This window comes from Rhodococcus sp. P-2 (genome assembly GCF_016598535.1).
GTDB classification, from domain to species: Bacteria; Actinomycetota; Actinomycetes; order Mycobacteriales; family Mycobacteriaceae; genus Rhodococcus_F; species Rhodococcus_F baikonurensis.
The window spans coordinates 1607523-1622398 of record NZ_CP066779.1 but is presented as its reverse complement, the minus strand read 5'-3'; the positions used below and the strand labels follow the sequence as shown (position 1 = coordinate 1622398).

The 14876-nt window shown below is 63.9% G+C and carries 18 protein-coding genes; 6 read left to right on the top strand and 12 right to left on the bottom strand.

Going from position 1 to position 14876, the window contains the following annotated elements:
* Nucleotide 1 precedes the first annotated feature (1 nt).
* On the bottom strand, nucleotides 2–1027 hold the full coding sequence (locus I7X09_RS07650) for an agmatine deiminase family protein (protein ID WP_200316268.1): 1026 nt from the start codon (nucleotides 1025–1027) through the stop codon (nucleotides 2–4).
* The gene (locus tag I7X09_RS07645) at nucleotides 1027–1971 is read right to left on the bottom strand and encodes a nitrilase-related carbon-nitrogen hydrolase (RefSeq protein WP_200316266.1); all 945 of its coding nucleotides are present in this window, start codon (nucleotides 1969–1971) and stop codon (nucleotides 1027–1029) included. The genes I7X09_RS07650 and I7X09_RS07645 overlap by 1 nt, the downstream gene beginning before the upstream one ends.
* A 149-nt stretch (nucleotides 1972–2120) precedes the next feature.
* On the opposite strand from I7X09_RS07645, the gene I7X09_RS07640 reads away from it, so the two are divergent.
* A complete protein-coding gene (locus I7X09_RS07640; RefSeq protein ID WP_200316265.1) occupies nucleotides 2121–2738 on the top strand; it encodes a TetR/AcrR family transcriptional regulator C-terminal domain-containing protein in 618 nt (205 codons plus the stop codon).
* Here the strand turns inward: I7X09_RS07640 and I7X09_RS07635 are convergent.
* The 3 genes from I7X09_RS07635 to I7X09_RS07625 all read right to left on the bottom strand — a co-directional run bounded on the left by I7X09_RS07635 (nucleotide 2735) and on the right by I7X09_RS07625 (nucleotide 6678).
* Entirely contained in the window at nucleotides 2735–4261 is a 1527-nt protein-coding gene (locus I7X09_RS07635) for an APC family permease (RefSeq protein ID WP_200316264.1), read from the bottom strand. The genes I7X09_RS07640 and I7X09_RS07635 overlap by 4 nt on opposite strands.
* Nucleotides 4258–5157: a universal stress protein gene (locus tag I7X09_RS07630; RefSeq protein ID WP_124567451.1), complete on the bottom strand. Its 900-nt coding sequence runs from the start codon at nucleotides 5155–5157 to the stop codon at nucleotides 4258–4260. The genes I7X09_RS07635 and I7X09_RS07630 overlap by 4 nt, the downstream gene beginning before the upstream one ends.
* Nucleotides 5158–5247: 90 nt before the next feature.
* On the bottom strand, nucleotides 5248–6678 hold the full coding sequence (locus I7X09_RS07625) for a gamma-aminobutyraldehyde dehydrogenase (RefSeq protein ID WP_200316263.1): 1431 nt from the start codon (nucleotides 6676–6678) through the stop codon (nucleotides 5248–5250).
* 169 nt (nucleotides 6679–6847) lie between these two features.
* Here I7X09_RS07625 and I7X09_RS07620 point away from each other — a divergent pair, with 169 nt between their 5' ends.
* The gene (locus I7X09_RS07620) at nucleotides 6848–8365 is read left to right on the top strand and encodes a PucR family transcriptional regulator (protein WP_200316262.1); all 1518 of its coding nucleotides are present in this window, start codon (nucleotides 6848–6850) and stop codon (nucleotides 8363–8365) included.
* Between the two features lie 36 nt (nucleotides 8366–8401).
* Here the strand turns inward: I7X09_RS07620 and I7X09_RS07615 are convergent, their stop codons facing one another.
* The 7 genes from I7X09_RS07615 to rpmB all read right to left on the bottom strand — a co-directional run bounded on the left by I7X09_RS07615 (nucleotide 8402) and on the right by rpmB (nucleotide 12435).
* Nucleotides 8402–9763: a flavin monoamine oxidase family protein gene (locus tag I7X09_RS07615; RefSeq protein WP_200316261.1), complete on the bottom strand. Its 1362-nt coding sequence runs from the start codon at nucleotides 9761–9763 to the stop codon at nucleotides 8402–8404.
* Nucleotides 9764–9919: 156 nt separating this feature from the next.
* The gene (locus I7X09_RS07610; protein WP_124567448.1) at nucleotides 9920–10384 is read right to left on the bottom strand and encodes a hypothetical protein; all 465 of its coding nucleotides are present in this window, start codon (nucleotides 10382–10384) and stop codon (nucleotides 9920–9922) included.
* A 19-nt stretch (nucleotides 10385–10403) separates the two neighbouring features.
* Nucleotides 10404–11342 (bottom strand): AEC family transporter, encoded by a 939-nt coding sequence (locus I7X09_RS07605; protein WP_058037885.1) that lies wholly within the window; start codon nucleotides 11340–11342, stop codon nucleotides 10404–10406.
* 112 nt (nucleotides 11343–11454) lie between these two features.
* Nucleotides 11455–11712 (bottom strand): 30S ribosomal protein S18, encoded by a 258-nt coding sequence (gene rpsR, locus I7X09_RS07600; RefSeq protein WP_003946414.1) that lies wholly within the window; start codon nucleotides 11710–11712, stop codon nucleotides 11455–11457.
* A 9-nt stretch (nucleotides 11713–11721) separates the two neighbouring features.
* On the bottom strand, nucleotides 11722–12027 hold the full coding sequence (gene rpsN / locus I7X09_RS07595) for a 30S ribosomal protein S14 (protein WP_095971064.1): 306 nt from the start codon (nucleotides 12025–12027) through the stop codon (nucleotides 11722–11724).
* A 2-nt stretch (nucleotides 12028–12029) separates the two neighbouring features.
* Nucleotides 12030–12194 carry a 50S ribosomal protein L33 gene (gene rpmG / locus I7X09_RS07590; RefSeq protein ID WP_003946358.1) on the bottom strand — a complete coding sequence of 55 codons (165 nt, stop codon included), beginning with the start codon at nucleotides 12192–12194 and terminating at the stop codon, nucleotides 12030–12032.
* A 4-nt stretch (nucleotides 12195–12198) separates the two neighbouring features.
* Complete coding sequence (gene rpmB / locus I7X09_RS07585) at nucleotides 12199–12435, bottom strand: 50S ribosomal protein L28 (protein ID WP_003946346.1); 237 nt, start codon at nucleotides 12433–12435, stop codon at nucleotides 12199–12201.
* A 104-nt stretch (nucleotides 12436–12539) separates the two neighbouring features.
* On the opposite strand from rpmB, the gene mrf reads away from it, so the two are divergent.
* Genes mrf through I7X09_RS07565 form a run of 4 tightly spaced genes read left to right on the top strand, consistent with a single transcriptional unit; the run spans nucleotide 12540 to nucleotide 14847 of the window.
* Nucleotides 12540–13793 (top strand): ribosome hibernation factor-recruiting GTPase MRF, encoded by a 1254-nt coding sequence (gene mrf / locus I7X09_RS07580; RefSeq protein ID WP_200316260.1) that lies wholly within the window; start codon nucleotides 12540–12542, stop codon nucleotides 13791–13793.
* Nucleotides 13790–14044 carry a type B 50S ribosomal protein L31 gene (locus I7X09_RS07575; RefSeq protein ID WP_124567445.1) on the top strand — a complete coding sequence of 85 codons (255 nt, stop codon included), beginning with the start codon at nucleotides 13790–13792 and terminating at the stop codon, nucleotides 14042–14044. The genes mrf and I7X09_RS07575 overlap by 4 nt, the downstream gene beginning before the upstream one ends.
* Nucleotides 14044–14217: a 50S ribosomal protein L32 gene (rpmF, locus tag I7X09_RS07570; protein ID WP_200316259.1), complete on the top strand. Its 174-nt coding sequence runs from the start codon at nucleotides 14044–14046 to the stop codon at nucleotides 14215–14217. The genes I7X09_RS07575 and rpmF overlap by 1 nt, the downstream gene beginning before the upstream one ends.
* A gap of 18 nt (nucleotides 14218–14235) precedes the next feature.
* Nucleotides 14236–14847 carry a trimeric intracellular cation channel family protein gene (locus tag I7X09_RS07565; protein WP_003946409.1) on the top strand — a complete coding sequence of 204 codons (612 nt, stop codon included), beginning with the start codon at nucleotides 14236–14238 and terminating at the stop codon, nucleotides 14845–14847.
* Nucleotides 14848–14876: the final 29 nt, after the last annotated feature.

Sequence of the window (14876 nt, the reverse complement as noted above, 5' to 3'; positions counted from 1 at the left end):
GCTAATTCTGTTCAGCGGGCTGATGCTGGGTGATGCAGTGGATGCCGCCGCCGCGTTCGAACAGCGGTCTGGCGTCGACGGTGACGACAGTGCGTCCGGGGTAGGCGGCTGACAGGATCTCTACCGCTTCGGCGTCGGCAGGATCGTCGAAGCTGCAGGCGATCACTCCACGGTTGACCACGAGATGGTTGATGTAGCTGTAGTCGACGAATCCCTCGTCGTCGCGCAGGATTTCGGGAGCGGGTACCCGAATGACCTTCCACGGCCGGCCACCGACGTCCGTCGAGCTTTCGAACAACTCGATGATCGTCTGGCTGACGGCGTAGTCGGGGTGCACCGGATTGCGTTGGTCATGGACCAGTACCACTCCGGGGGAAGAGATGGCAGCGACGATGTCGACGTGTCCGCGGGTTCCGTAGGTCTCCTGATCGCGGGTCAATCCGCGGGGAAGCCAGATGACGTGTTTGGCTCCGATGGTGCGGGCGAGTTCGGCCTCGATGTCCGCCTTCGTCAGGTCGGGATTGCGCCCCGGATCGAGTTGGACGGTTTCGGTGACCAGCACGGTGCCGAGACCGTCGACCTGAATGCCGCCGCCCTCGTTGACGATTGGTGAGTCGATCAACTGGGCACCGGATTGTTCGACGACAAACCTGCCGATCTTCGAGTCCTTGTCCCACTGTGCCCAATCCTGTGCGCCCCAGCCGTTGAACACCCAGTCGACTCCGCCGAGACGGCCGTCGTCGGACAAGACGAACGTCGGTCCGATGTCGCGCATCCACGCGTCGTCGAGAGGTGCCTCGACGATGTCGACCTTCCCGGACAGGTACTTTCGTGCTTGCTCGACCTCGGCGGGATCGACCACGACGGTGACCGGCTCGAATTCAGCGACGGCGTGGGCGACGGCCGCCCACGTCGAGCGCGCTTCATGCTGTTCTTCGGCGGTGTCCCCGAGGGAGTATCCGGCACTGGGGTACGCCATCCAGGTACGTTCGTGCGGCTCACTTTCCGCGGGCATGCGCCAGGTCATCAGTTGGCTCCCGCAGTCTTCACCGGTGCGGTCAGAGCCGAGTAGGTGTCGGGTCGGCGAGTGGCAAGGAATGGGAACAGTGCCAGCCAGTCTTCGCGCTGCTGCAGGTCGAGATCGGCTACCAGCACGGCAGATTCGTCGCGGGGAGCCTGAACGAGGATGCGTCCGTACGGGTCCGAGATGAAGGACGAACCGTAGAAGGTGATGAGACCTTCACTGCCGTGACGATTGGGAACAACCATGAAGGTGCCGTTGGCGATACCGTTTCCGACGATCACCTGCTGCCACAGCGGTTGGGTGTCGAAGTTCGGGTGATCGGGCTCGGAGCCGATCGCCGTCGGGTACACCAGAACCTGGGCACCGGCGAGGGAGTATGCACGCGCGACCTCGGGGAACCACTCGTCCCAACATGTCGGGAGTCCGAACTTGGCGCCGAGTGCCTCGTGAACGGGGTATGCGTCCTCGGACGGACCGCCGCGGAAGTACGTGTCCTCGTAGTACCCGGCCGTCACCGGAATGTGGAGCTTGCGGGTACGACCGAGGAGTTCACCTCCGGGTGCGACCAGGATCGCGGTGTTGAAGCCCAGGCCGTCCTCGGCCTCGCTGCGCTCGTACAACGATGCGTGAACGAGGACTTGGTTCTCGGCGGCGGCCTTGGCGGCGAAGGCGAGAGTGGGTCCGGTGAGCAGGTCTTCCGCTTGGCGTCCGGGATTGTCGTCGGCCGGGCTGGAGGCGGGGTACCGGCTGAGCGTCAGCTCCGGAAGAAAGACCACGGAAGCGCCCAGCTTCGCTGCGGCCGCGATGCCCTCGCTCAATTCGGTGTAGAGGTCGTCTTGGTCCTCGTGCCAGCGATGTTGGACGAGACCCACACGCAGAGGGGTGGACGTGGACGGCGTCGTCGCGGCCAAAGACTCGGGTGGGGTGAGGGCGGTGATCGTCAGCATGGGGTTTCCTCGGTGCTCGGGTATTCGACGTTCAACGTAAAACGAATGTGATTCGTTAAGTATGGTGGGTGAGCGCTGATTGATCAAGGACTTTCGAGGAATTGTTTTTTGCGGCGCCCCGAACGGTGTGGATCACTACAGGAGGACATATGCCGCGGCCATCGCAACGACTGCTCTCACCGCCGATCATCACCGAGGCAGCGATCGAGTCGGTGGACGAGTCCGGCGATTTCACCATGCCGGGACTCGCCGCAAGACTGAAGGTTCGACCGTCGTCGCTGTACAACCACGTGTCCGGACGAGCCGAGATCGTCGAACTGATGAGGGCTCAACTGATGGCGGGAATCGACGTCGAGTCGGCCTCGGGCACCTGGAGTGAGACGGTTGCGGCGTTGGCGGCCGAGTATCGGCGAAGCTACGCCGCGCATCCTCGTCTGATTCCGCTCTTCACGGCGCAGACCGTGCAAGCCGGTGTGGCGTTCACCCTGTACAACGCGTTGGCGCAGGCCTTCGCGGACGGCGGCTTCGACCCGGCCGAAACACTGCATGCAATTACAACCGTCGACAGTTTTGTTCTCGGTTCGGCGTTGGATCTGGCGGCGCCGGATGTCCAGTGGGCGTCGGGGCCAGAGGCCAACGACGCGATGAAGGCGGCGTTGGCAACGTCCGGGAAAAATCCCGAACGTGCCGACGCCGCCTTCGAATTCGGCTTGCGTGTGTTGATGGCGGGCCTGATCGCACAGGCCCCCGACGCTACTGTCTCCTAGGACACGCTGAGGTCGTTCTCGTCGCGCAGAGCCTCCGTGTCGCGGTTGAGGGTCTTGCCCTCGAAGAACGCGGGATTGCGCACTCGCATGACCATCATCAGAACCGCGCCGAGGATGAGAATGCCGAAGCCGAGGAAGAAGACCAGGCCGATGCCGCCGATCGATGCCCCGCTGGCATTGTCCGGATTCATGCTCTCCTGAACCGAAATCACGAACACCGCAAGCAGCATGAGCCCACCGATGAGCGGGAATGCGAGCCGGAAGACGAAGTTTCGTACGCTCTCGAAGAGCGTCTTGCGGAAATACCACACACACGCGAATGCCGTGATGCCGTAATACCAGCAGATCATGATGCCGAGGGCGGCGATGGTGTCGAGCAGCGCACTTTCGGAGAGGAAGGTGACAACGCTGTAGAACACTGCGGTCACGGCGCCCGCGACCACGGTGGCGTACGACGGCACGAGGAAGCGAGGGGAGACCTCGGCGAGCTTCTTGGGGAACGCTCCGTATGCACCCATGGCGAGCATGGTTCTCGCTGCGGGCAGGAACGTGGTCTGCAGGCTTGCGACGGAAGAGACGAAGACGGCGAGGAACAGGAGCATGCCACCCCAGTTGCCCAGTACCGGATCGGCCAGAGCGCCGAAGACGTTCTCGGAGTTGTCGGGATTGCCGAGGCCGAGACCTTCCTCGCCGACGCCGGCGTACATCATCGCGGCAACGGCGACCAACAGGTAGGTCAGGAGAATGGTTGCGACACAGAGCAAACCGGCGCGGCCCGGGGTCTTCTTCGGGTTCTTCGACTCCTCGCCCAGCGTGAGACAGGTATCCCAACCCCAGAACGCGAAGATCGATCCGGTGAGTCCGATGACGAACGCTCCGATGGCGAGTCCACTGAACGGGTTGAACCAACTCAGGTCGAAGGACAATCCGGCCGGGGCGTCGCCGGCGCCGACGTGAACCAGTGCAACGACGGCGAAGACGACGAGCAGCACCATCTGGAAACCGACGAGCGCGAACTGCACGCGCTCGCTGGTGGTGATTCCTCGACTGGCAATCCAAGTGGCCAGGGCGATGAACACCAGCGTCGTACCGACGTTGACAAATTTGTTGCCCGGTAGATCGGCGATGGAGGGATTGTCGACCACCCGCGCGATGAACAGATAGAAGAAGTCGACGGCAATGGCCGCGAGGTTCGAGAGCGCGATGATGGTGGCGATCACCATGCCCCAACCGCACATCCAGCCGACGTACGGTCCGAATGCCTTGGTGGACCACGTGAACGACGCCCCGCAATCAGGAGTGTCCGAGTTCAGTTCACGGTACGCGTACGCAGTGAGGAACATCGGGATGAAGCCGGCGATGAAGATGGCGGGCATCTTGAGGCCGACGGCGGCGACGATCAATCCGATGCTGGCGGTCAAGGTGTAACCCGGTGCCACGGAGGAGATTCCGAGTACGGCACCGGAGATCATGCCGATCTTGCCGGTGGCGAGGCCTTTGGAACTCAGTTCGGTGCTGGTCATGACAGTGCCTCCGGCTGGGTGAATTCGTGCTTGGGCACTACGACCATGGGAACGGGCAGCACGCGCAGCATCTTGGCGGCGGTGGAGCCCAGGAATAGTTTGCGTGGCTGTGCAAGGCGACTGGAACCGACCATCACGAGGTCGCCGTCCTGCCAGTCCAGTTGACGCACTGCGGATTCCACCGTGGAACCGTCGGCGATGATGACCTCGATCGGGAACTCCGCGGGGAGTGCCGCTCGGGCGACGTCGAGTGTGTCCTGAGCGTGATTTCGTGCCCGTTCTCTCGCCGACTCGGCGGTGTCGCGATGATCGCGAAGATCGTTCTGCGGGTCGAGCGCGACGAGTGAGACCAGTCGCAGAGGAACCTGCATCAGTTCGCTGGTGCGCACCGCTGTGTTCAAGACGATGTCGGCGCCGACGCGGGTGCCGAGTGCGCAGGTGACCTCTCGGATCGCCGAAGCCGCCGAGTGCCGCGTTCCGCGAGGGGCCAGAGCCACCGGGACGTGAGCGGAGTGCAGCAGCTCGGTCGAGACCGAACCTATCGCGTGACGGCCGAGCAGACCGTCGCCGGAAGCGCCCACCACGATCGCCAGAGCGTTCAGCCGGTCCACCTCGTCGAGCAGTCCCTGAGCGAACGACTCGTGGAAGCTCAGGTGTACTTCCACCTGGATGTCCTCGGGCACCGAGGCTTTCGCTTCGGCAAGCCAGTCGTGTGCACGTGCGGCGAGGATGTCGTCGTAGCCGGCCTCCGAGGGAACCTTGGCCGGCAGTGTCCGATCCGGAGGGAGGACCATGCAGATGTCGAGTTGCGCGCCGAGACTGCGCGCGAGCTGGGTCCCGAGGACCAGTCCGTCTTTACCGCTGGGTGTGGCGAGGTATCCGACGATAAGGCGCATGGTGGCTCTTTTCCGGATTGGAGGAATCTGCTGTGCGCCTTTATTAACCGCGGGGGGTTGATAAAGGCGCACAGCAGGAGGGGCGGCGACTCAGTCGTGCGAACTCATGACGTGCTTGAGGCGGGTGTAATCCTCGACTCCGTAGGCCGAGAGATCCTTGCCGTAGCCGGAGTACTTGAAGCCGCCGTGCGGCATCTCGGCGACGAGCGGGATGTGGCAGTTGATCCACACCGCACCGAAATCGAGAGCAGCGGAGACGCGTTGTGTGACACCGTGATCCTTGGTCCAGATGCTCGAGGCGAGGCCGAAGCGAACGTCGTTGGCAAGCGTGATCGCCTCCTTCTCGTCGGAGAAGCTCTGGACTGTGAGGATAGGACCGAAAGTCTCTTCCTGCACGATGTCGTCGGATTGTGCGACGCCGGTGATGACCGTCGGCTCGAAGAAGAATCCGGTTTCGCCCGAACGCTTTCCGCCGGTAACGATCTTGGCCGATGCCGGCAGGTTGGCGATCTTGTCGCTCACGGCGTTGAAGTGGTTGATGTTGTTGAGCGGGCCGTAGAAGGCATCAGGGTCGGAAGGCGCTCCGGGCCGCAGCTTTTCGGCGTTGCGCACGAGGGCTTCCACGAGCTGATCGTGGATGGATTCGTGGACGAGCACGCGGGTGGCCGCGGTGCAGTCCTGACCGCCGTTGAAGAACGCGGCTTCGGCGATGCCGGTGGCGGTCTTCTCGATGTCGACGTCACCGAACACGATCGCCGGTGCTTTGCCGCCCAGTTCGAGGTGCGCGCGCTTGAGTTGCTGCGCCGCGGACACGGCGACCGCGATGCCTGCCCGTACCGAACCGGTGATGGAGACGAGACCGAGGGCCGGGTTCTCCACCAACGTCGCGCCGGTACCGCCGTTGCCGAGCACGACGTTGAACACGCCGTCCGGCAGGATGCCCTTCGAGAGCTTCGTCAGGACCAGCGTGCTGCCCGGTGTGGTGTCGCTGGGCTTGAGGACGATCGTGTTGCCGGCCGCGAGGGCAGGCCCGATCTTCCACAGCGCCATCATGAACGGGTAGTTCCAGGGAGTGACCTGACCGACGACACCGATGGGCTCACGACGGACGTACGACGTGAAACCCTCCATGTACTCTCCGGCGGCCTTCCCCTCGAGAAGGCGTGCGGCTCCGGCGAAGAACCGCATCTGATCGGCTCCGACCTTGACCTCTTCGTCGGCGATCATCTGGTGCGCCTGGCCGGTGTTGGCGCTTTCGGCTGCGACGATTTCGTCGCTGTGCGCTTCGATGGCGTCAGCGAGCTTGAGGAGTGCGGCCTGCCGCACGCTCGGCGTCGTCTTGCCCCAGGTCTCGAACGCGCGCTGTGCGGCTTCGACGGCGGCGTCGACGTCTGCCTTGGTGGAGATCGGCGTACGCCCGACCACACTCTCGTCCACGGGGTTGATCAGGTCGAGTGTTTCCGTCGCGGTTGAGGCGACGAATTCACCGTTGATGTAGTTCTCGAGTACGACGATCGACATCGGTACCGGTTCCTCTCGAGGTCGAACGAGTTCCGGCCGAGGTGATCGACACAGAACTCGCACTGTGTGGGGCGTGTGTGAGCAAGTGTGCGCTGACTCACAAGTAAAGACAGCTGCCAAAAAGGTGAAATCTTTGATCGCCGACGCGCCGAGTTGTACAGTCCAGCCCATGACGATCGCTGTGCGGTGGATGTTGGCGCAGCCGGACCTCGCGCTGGAACTCAAAGGCGGGGCGCAGGGGGTCGGTCGCGAAATCACGTTTGCGCACGCCACGGAGTTGCTCGACCCGTTCCGATGGTTGACCGGCGGTGAATTCATTCTCACGACGGGCATCCGTTTGCCGTCCACTCAGCAAAAGCGCGGCCGCTACCTTCGAATGCTAGATGCGGCAGGCGTAGCGGCGGTCGGCTTCGGGACCGGACTCTCGTACCCCGAAGTTCCGGCCGATCTGGTGGCTGTCGCCGACGAGATCGGCCTGCCGCTGATCGAGGTGCCGCTGCCGACGCCGTTTGCCGCCGTCGTCAAGCGTGTGATGAGCCGGTTGGCAGAACAGGAATACGAAGCGGTCCTTCGGGCGTCGCGGGCGCAACCGCGGATGACGCGGGCCGTCGTTTCCGGTGGAACGGCTGCGACCGTGCGTGAGCTGGCGATCGCAACGTCGGCGACGGTGCTTCTTCTCGACGTCGCCGGACGAGTTCTCGAGAGCTCACCTCAACTACCGACCGACGACGTGATCGACGAACTGCGAGCAACTCTCGGGGGCGGTGCGTCCAGTAGCGTGACGCTCGCCAGTTCCGGAGCGTCCATCGCCGTGCAACAGATCAGTGTCGGGCGAACGCCGTACGGATACCTGGCGGTGATCAGTGCGTCGGCGCTCAGCTACGTCGATCAGATACTTCTCGGTCACGCGAACTCGTTGCTGGCGTTGGACTTCGAGAAACCTGCGCGCCTGCGCGCCACTCAGGATCAGCTGAATTCGCATGCCCTCGGGCTGCTGCTCACCGAAGACCGTGACCCGGCGCCGGCGTGGCAACAGATCCGCCAAGCCGCAGACGGCGCGGGAATGATCCGTGGCCTGACCGTTCTGGCGGACACGGCCGACGTCGCGGGACGGGTCGGAGTCGAGATTGCCGAGTTCATGAACAAGGCAGGGCGGCAGTTGTTCTCGCGGATCAACGACACTCGGGTCACGGTGCTGCTGCGTGGAACCGACGACGTCCAGTTCGCCCGCGAGCTACTGGGCGGGGTATCGAGGTCGGATCTTCGCGCGCTTCGTGTGGGTCTGAGTGCGCGGCGCGTGGTCGCAGCGCTGGCGGTCGCCGTCGAACAGTCCCAGCTGTGTGCGTCGGCGGCGGAAATCGGCGGCGAGCCTTTGGAATTCGCGGCTCTGACCGGCAGCGTGCTGCTGTCCTTCGATTCGACGCGTGAAGTGCTCAATACGCTGGCGGAAACGATGATCACCCCGATCGAGGACTACGACCGTGACAACGGCACCGAACTGTTGGCATCGTTGCGGGCATTTCTCGAGGCCAACGGGCATTGGGAAGCGGCAGCGATCACGATGGGCGTCCACCGGCACACCCTGCGAAGTCGAATGGCGAAGGTGGAGAGCCTGATCGACTGTCGGCTGGAGGTAGCGAGAGTTCGTGCGGAACTGCTGCTCTCGATCATTGCCCGGCAATCGTGACTGCCGGGCAATGATCGAGACTTGGCGAAGCGGCCGTCAGGCCTTGCTGCGGGCGATGATGTCGGCGGCGGTGCGCTGACCCATCCGAACGGCACCGTCGACGTGCTGGTACCCCTCGGCCGCGATGTCGGAGCACGAGAAGTGGATCGGTCCGACGGGCGTGCGGGAATCCGCGCCGTAGCGGTGCAGGCCGCCGAGATCGAAGCTTGCCGCGTACGCACCGCGGGTCCATTCCTCCGAGCCCCAGTCGGATTCGTAGTACACAACCGGCTCTTCGGCCTTCGGGCCCAGGTAGCGGGCGAGTGAGGCCAGAATCGTGGCCTTACGCTCCTCGGCGGAGAGCTCGAACATCGCGTCGGCCTTCTCGTCGGAGACAAAAGCAACCAGGGTGCCGCGATTGTCCTCGTGGTTGGTGTTGTCGTACACCTCCTGCACTACCTCGGACGCGCCGAAGCCGGTGCCGGAGAGGCCGTCTTCGCGCCAGAAAGACGTCTCGTACACGGCGTGCACCTTGATGACGAGGCCGAGAGACTGATGCTGATGCATCTGGTGCTGACGACGCGGCAGCGGGGGATCGTAGGAGATCCGGGAGTAGAGGTTGGGTGGTACGGCCAAGATGACCCGGCTTGCCTCGACGCGAATGTCGCCGTCCGCCAACACCGTTGCACCGGATTCGTTCCACTTCACCGTACGCACGGGTGCGTTGAGGAAGACGTCGTCACCGAGGGCCTCCGCCATGCGGATCGATACCTGCTGCATTCCGCCGATCACTCGCTTGTCGAGGATGAAGTCCTCGTCGACGAGGTGGGAGAACGAGCCTGCGGAAGCGGCCATGAGTACGGCCTGCAGGGCGGAGAACGAGTGGGCGGGCTTGGTGAGCATGCCACCGGCGATGAAGAGGCCGATGTTGTCACGGGCCTCGGCGTCGTCGGACTGATTGATCAGCCACTGCTTGAAGGAGACTGTGTCGAGATCGCGGGCGAGGGGATGTGCCCACGGCTCCTCGGCGCCGATCTGCGCTGCGAGATCGTCCATCTCGTCGATGAGACGGTCCATCTCCTTCTTGGTGGTCTCGTTCGTGGGGAAGGAATCGCCCGTGTATCGAGTCCGCTCGCCTGCTGACGAGATGTAGACGGACTCGCCCTCGCGGTAGCGCTCGAAAGTCTTCAGGCCGAGTTCGTCGAGCAAGGAGATCAGAGCAGTCTGGTCGGGGGAGACCCACTGGCCGCCGATCTCCAGGACTGCGCCGTCGATGGTGTCGGTCCACGTGCGGCCGCCGACACGATCGCGTGCTTCGATCACGGCGACGGACAAGCCGGCCTTGCGCAGCGCGGTTGCCGCTGCCAGGCCAGAGGGGCCGGCGCCGACGATTGCAACATCTCTCTGGAGAGTAGGCACTTGCGAGCTCCTTCATGTTGAGCACCGCTCGAGTCGAAAAGCTGCCGACGAGCGAGTGAACGGGTGTCGGTTTTCAGTCTGTCCTGAGGAGACGCACGCCACACCTGACGAAACGGAGTGTTCGATCGTCGAAGTTGTGCCGTTTAGGCGCGCTTGCTAGCCGTTGATGACGTGACGGTCGCCGAGCGGTCGGCTCAGCGGGACGTCCAAGCTGCCGAACACGGCAACCAGAATGCACATCTTGTCCGCGGCCTCTGGCAGTGCTCCGGTTCGGAGAGTGACGATCACCGTCGTATCGGTCTCTTCGACGGTCGCGTACGCGCCGTAGCACTCCGGAGTGCCGGTCACGAAGTGGACGGCCACCGTGTGATCGTCGACCTCGGACCACGATTCGAACATCGTGGCCGTCGCACCCACGATGTCGGCGCGGCTGTCGAACTCCGTGCCCATCTCGCTGTCGTCGACCTCGTCGGGAACGGGGGTTCCGAGCGACCAGTCGGCGGGACTCGCTTCGTTGGCCGCCATCGGATTCGGTGCGGCAACCGGCCCCGTGGTCTGGGCCCCGACGGAGCATCCGGCCACAGCAAGGCAGGCCAGAACGGCGAGGGTTAGTACACGCATGAATCCACCGTAACCCTGCTCAAGCGAGTAGTGCTGTGACCAGCGCAATTGCCGGAATAGACGCCAAAGTAGTGACAAAGGCACTGTCTCGGGCGAGGACCATTCCGCGCCGATAGCGGCTTGCATAGATGAAAACGTTCTGAGCCGTCGGCAACGTCGAGACGACCACGATGGCGAACAGCTGATGGCCGTCGATGCCGAGGAGGAAATGCGCCATCAGATAGGCCAGCACAGGTTGGACGACGATCTTGAGCGTCGACGCCAGCGCGACGTCGCGTCGAGGACTCGAGCCCTTCTCGAGTACCCGTACGCCGTACAACGAGAGCCCGAATGCCAACAGTGCACCGGGTACGGACGTCGCGCCGATCAATTCGAAAGGCTGCATCAGCGGCCGGGGCGGTACCCAACCGATCAACGCGACGATCAACCCCGCAGCGCCCGCGAGCACGATCGGATTCTTGAACGGGGCAGTGACGGTGTCGATCAGCGAGAGTTTCTCGGCGTCAGCGCCGCGAAGGGCCGTCAGATCGAGGATCGTCAAGGCGATGGGGGAGTAGACGACGATCTGGAAGAGCAGGAGTGGCGCGACGAACGTGGCATCGCCGAGCACGAACACCGCGATCGGGATACCGAGGTTGGCCGAATTCACGTACGACGCCGACAGTGCGCCGATGGTCAGCTCGGGCAGCGGCCGGTCGAGCCAGATCTTTGCGACGACGACGTACAAGGCGCCGACGGCAAAGGCGGTGGCCGACGCGACCGCGAGCGTCGGCGAGAAGATCACCGACAGATCGGACGACGCGAGCGTGGTGAACAGCAGGGCAGGCGTCGCGACGAAGAAGACGAGCCGACCGAGAACGAACTGTCCTTGGCTACCGAGGGTGCCGAGGCGACCGAGGAGATACCCGACCGCGATGACCACAAAAATGACGGTGAAACCCGCAACAACTCCCGACACGCTGCGGGCACCTCTCGACTGGAATGAACGACTCCGGGAAATCTTAGTCCGGGCAACGAAAAGGCCGCGCAGTCGAGTGACTGCGCGGCCTCTTCGGTACTTCTACGTATGACTACCGTGCGGCGGTGAAGGGGAGCAACGCCATTTCGCGGGCGTTCTTCACTGCAACGGCGACCTGACGCTGCTGCTGCGGGGTCAGGCCCGTGACGCGACGGCTGCGGATCTTGCCGCGGTCCGAGATGAACGTGCGAAGCAAGTTGATGTCCTTGTAATCGACATGCGTGATCTTCGCTGCGAACAACGGGTTCTTCTTGGGCTTACGACCCTCTACGGGGCGTGGCTTCTTCGACGGTGAACGCTTGACTGCCATCCGACTTCCTTACCAGCTCGACTTGTGTACGCCAGGCAGTTCCCCACGGTGCGCCATTTCTCGCACGCGAATCCGGGAGAGCCCGAACTTCCGCAGGTGGCCGCGCGGACGTCCATCCGCAGCGTCTCGATTGCGCAATCGTACCGGACTGGCGTCGCGTGGTAGACGTTGCAGGGTCGCTTGGGCCTTTGCGCGCTCCTCGGGTGAGCTTTTCGGGGAGCGGATCGTCTCCTTGAGTGCCGACCTCTGCTCCGCGTATCGCTCGACGACGACCCGTCGCTGGTTGTTCTTCGCGATCTTCGACTTCTTGGCCATGCCTACTTCTCTTCTCGGAAATCGACGTGCTTGCGCAGCACCGGGTCGTACTTCTTCAGTACGAGTCGATCGGGGTCGTTGCGACGGTTCTTGCGGGTCACGTACGTGTACCCGGTGCCCGCGGTGGACTTGAGTTTCACGATCGGGCGGATCTCGTTGCGTGCCATCTGCTCAGACCTTCTCGCCGCGCGCGCGGATCCGGGCGACGACGGATTCGATGCCGTCGCGGTCGATCGTCTTGATGCCCTTGGTCGAGAGCGTGAGTGTGATGCGACGACCCTCGCTGGGCAGCAGGTAGGTCTTGCGCTGGATGTTCGGGTTCCAGCGACGGTTCGAACGCTTGTGGGAGTGCGAGACGGATTTTCCGAACCCCGGCACACGTCCGGTCACTTGGCAGTGAGCCGACATGGGTATTCCTTTCAACTTGCAGATGACAATCATTTTCGACAATGCGGTGAGATCAATGTAGCGTTCAACCTCGGTAATGACAATCATTCCCAGAAAGGCCCGCTGTGAACACGATCTTGGACGGCAGGACTCCGCTGGTCCTGGTCGCCGGTATGAGCGAATCCACCCCACACACCGCACGAGCGTTGCTGCGAACCGGAACTGTTCTGGTTCACCACGACCTGAGCCACGTCCGTGAAGGGGTGGTCAGGCGGACGGTCACCTCGATGACCGGGGGTACCGGGTCTGCCGGCACAGTGTCCGAGCGCGAGACGATCCTCGAGCTCGCGCACGGCTGCGTCTCCTGCACCCTGCGCGAAGACCTGCTGCCGCTTCTGCGTCGACTTCACTCGCACAGTTCGGTGCAGCGCATCGTCCTGTTGCTGGACCGCCAACTCGAACCCGAAGCGCTGTGTTGGGCGATCGAGCACGTCGTCGTGACCGGCGTCGTCGGCCAACTGGACGGACCGGCACAGCGTGACGTCCGTGTCGACGCCGTCGTGACGTGTATCGACGCGCAGACCTGGCTGGCCGACGCCACCGGCGACGACGCTCTCGACGACGACCGCACCCTGGCGCAGGTCGTCGTCGGGCAGGTCGACTTCGCCGACGCGCTCGTCCTACGCGGGTCCGATGGACTCGACGGCTGGCAGCGGTCCCGCCTGAACGCGGTTCTCGCACGCATCGCCCCGCGGGTACCCGTCTTCGATGAGGGAGACGACATCGAGGCACTGCTCCTCGAGGTGCCTGCGGACGCGCGACGCGGTGAGCTGGCCGACGCACACTCGCCGTTGCTGCGTCGTCAGCCGCCGCTCGACGACGACGGCGGAGTGATGCTCGTCGAGTTCACCGCGAACCGGCCGTTCCACCCCGGGCGTCTGCACGAGGCGATCGACGTCCTGCTCGAAGGCGTCGTGTACTCCCGCGGGCGAGTCTGGGTGGCGACGCAACCTGGCGAAGCGCTCTGGCTCGAATCGGCGGGCGGCGGCCTGCGAGTTGCCAGCGCGGACACCTGGCTGGCCGCGATGACGCCTCAGGAACGAGACCGCGTGCCGGCCGAACGCCGTGCGCTCGCCGCCCTGAAATGGGACGAGCGTTTCGGTGATCGCGACACCTCGATGGTTGTTCTGACATGCGGTGCGAATCCGCTCGAGATCGACCGAACACTGCAGCACGCCTTGGTCACCGACGACGAGTTGGCGGACGAAGCGTCGTGGGTCACCTGGGAAGACCCGTTCGGCGAGTTCCACGAAGACCCGTGCGACGAATCCGAATCACCTTATGCCGAAACCGAATCAACGCGAGAGGGAAACGAATGAAGAAGCAGATGCACCCCGACTACCACCCGGTGGTCTTCCAGGACGCCAGCACCGGCAAGAGCTTCCTGACCCGATCGACCGTGACGAGTGACCGCACCGTCGAATGGGAAGACGGTTCCATCTACCCGCTGCTGGTCGTCGATGTCACGAGCGACTCGCACCCGTTCTGGACCGGAGCGCAACGCGTGATGGACACCGCCGGACGCGTCGAGAAGTTCGAGCGTCGCTACGGAAAGCGCAAGGCGCTCTGATGGCCGTTCCCAAGCGGAAGATGTCCCGTTCCAACACCCGCAGTCGCCGTGCCCAGTGGAAGGCGACGGCGCCCGATCTGGTCGAGGTCACGGCCTTCGGACAGACCCACCGGGTTCCGCGCCGACTGGTCAAAGCAGTTCGACTCGGGGTGATCGACCCGAGCCGCCTCTGACCGTGCGATCCTTGGCCGGTGCTGCTGAGGATCCTCGAACTGGTGGGCATCGTGGCGTTCGCGGCCTCGGGTGCCTTGGTGGGCGTCACCAAGCGACTCGACATCTTCGGGGTGTGCTCGGTGGGTGTGTTCACCGGCATCGGCGGCGGTATCGTCCGCGACGTCCTTCTCGGCGTCCATCCGCCCAGCTCCCTGAGCAGTTGGCCGTACTTCGGAACGGCCGCCGCCACCTCACTCGCCGTGTTCTACCTACACGAGCCGCTCAATCGCCTGCGCCGTGAAATCCTGGCGCTCGACGCACTGGGAATGGGCCTGTTCGCGAGTACCGGCGCCGTCATCGCGCTGGACAACAACGCCAGCTCGCTGGCGGCGACGTTGATCGGTGCGACCGCTGCGATCGGCGGCGGAGTGATCCGCGACGTCCTCGTCAACGAGGTGCCGCTGCTCCTGCACAAGGACCTGTACGCGGTTCCCGCACTGCTCGGCGCTGCGTTGGTGGTCACAGTCTCGCAAGCCGGACTGTCCACCAACGCAGCGCTGGTGTGCGGCACCGCGTTCGCCGCGGTGTTCAGACTGCTTGCGTTGTGGCGTCATTGGAGCCTGCCCGGACCGAGGCGAACCCGGGACTGACCGCGACACGCCGGAGCCCGGAATCGGAC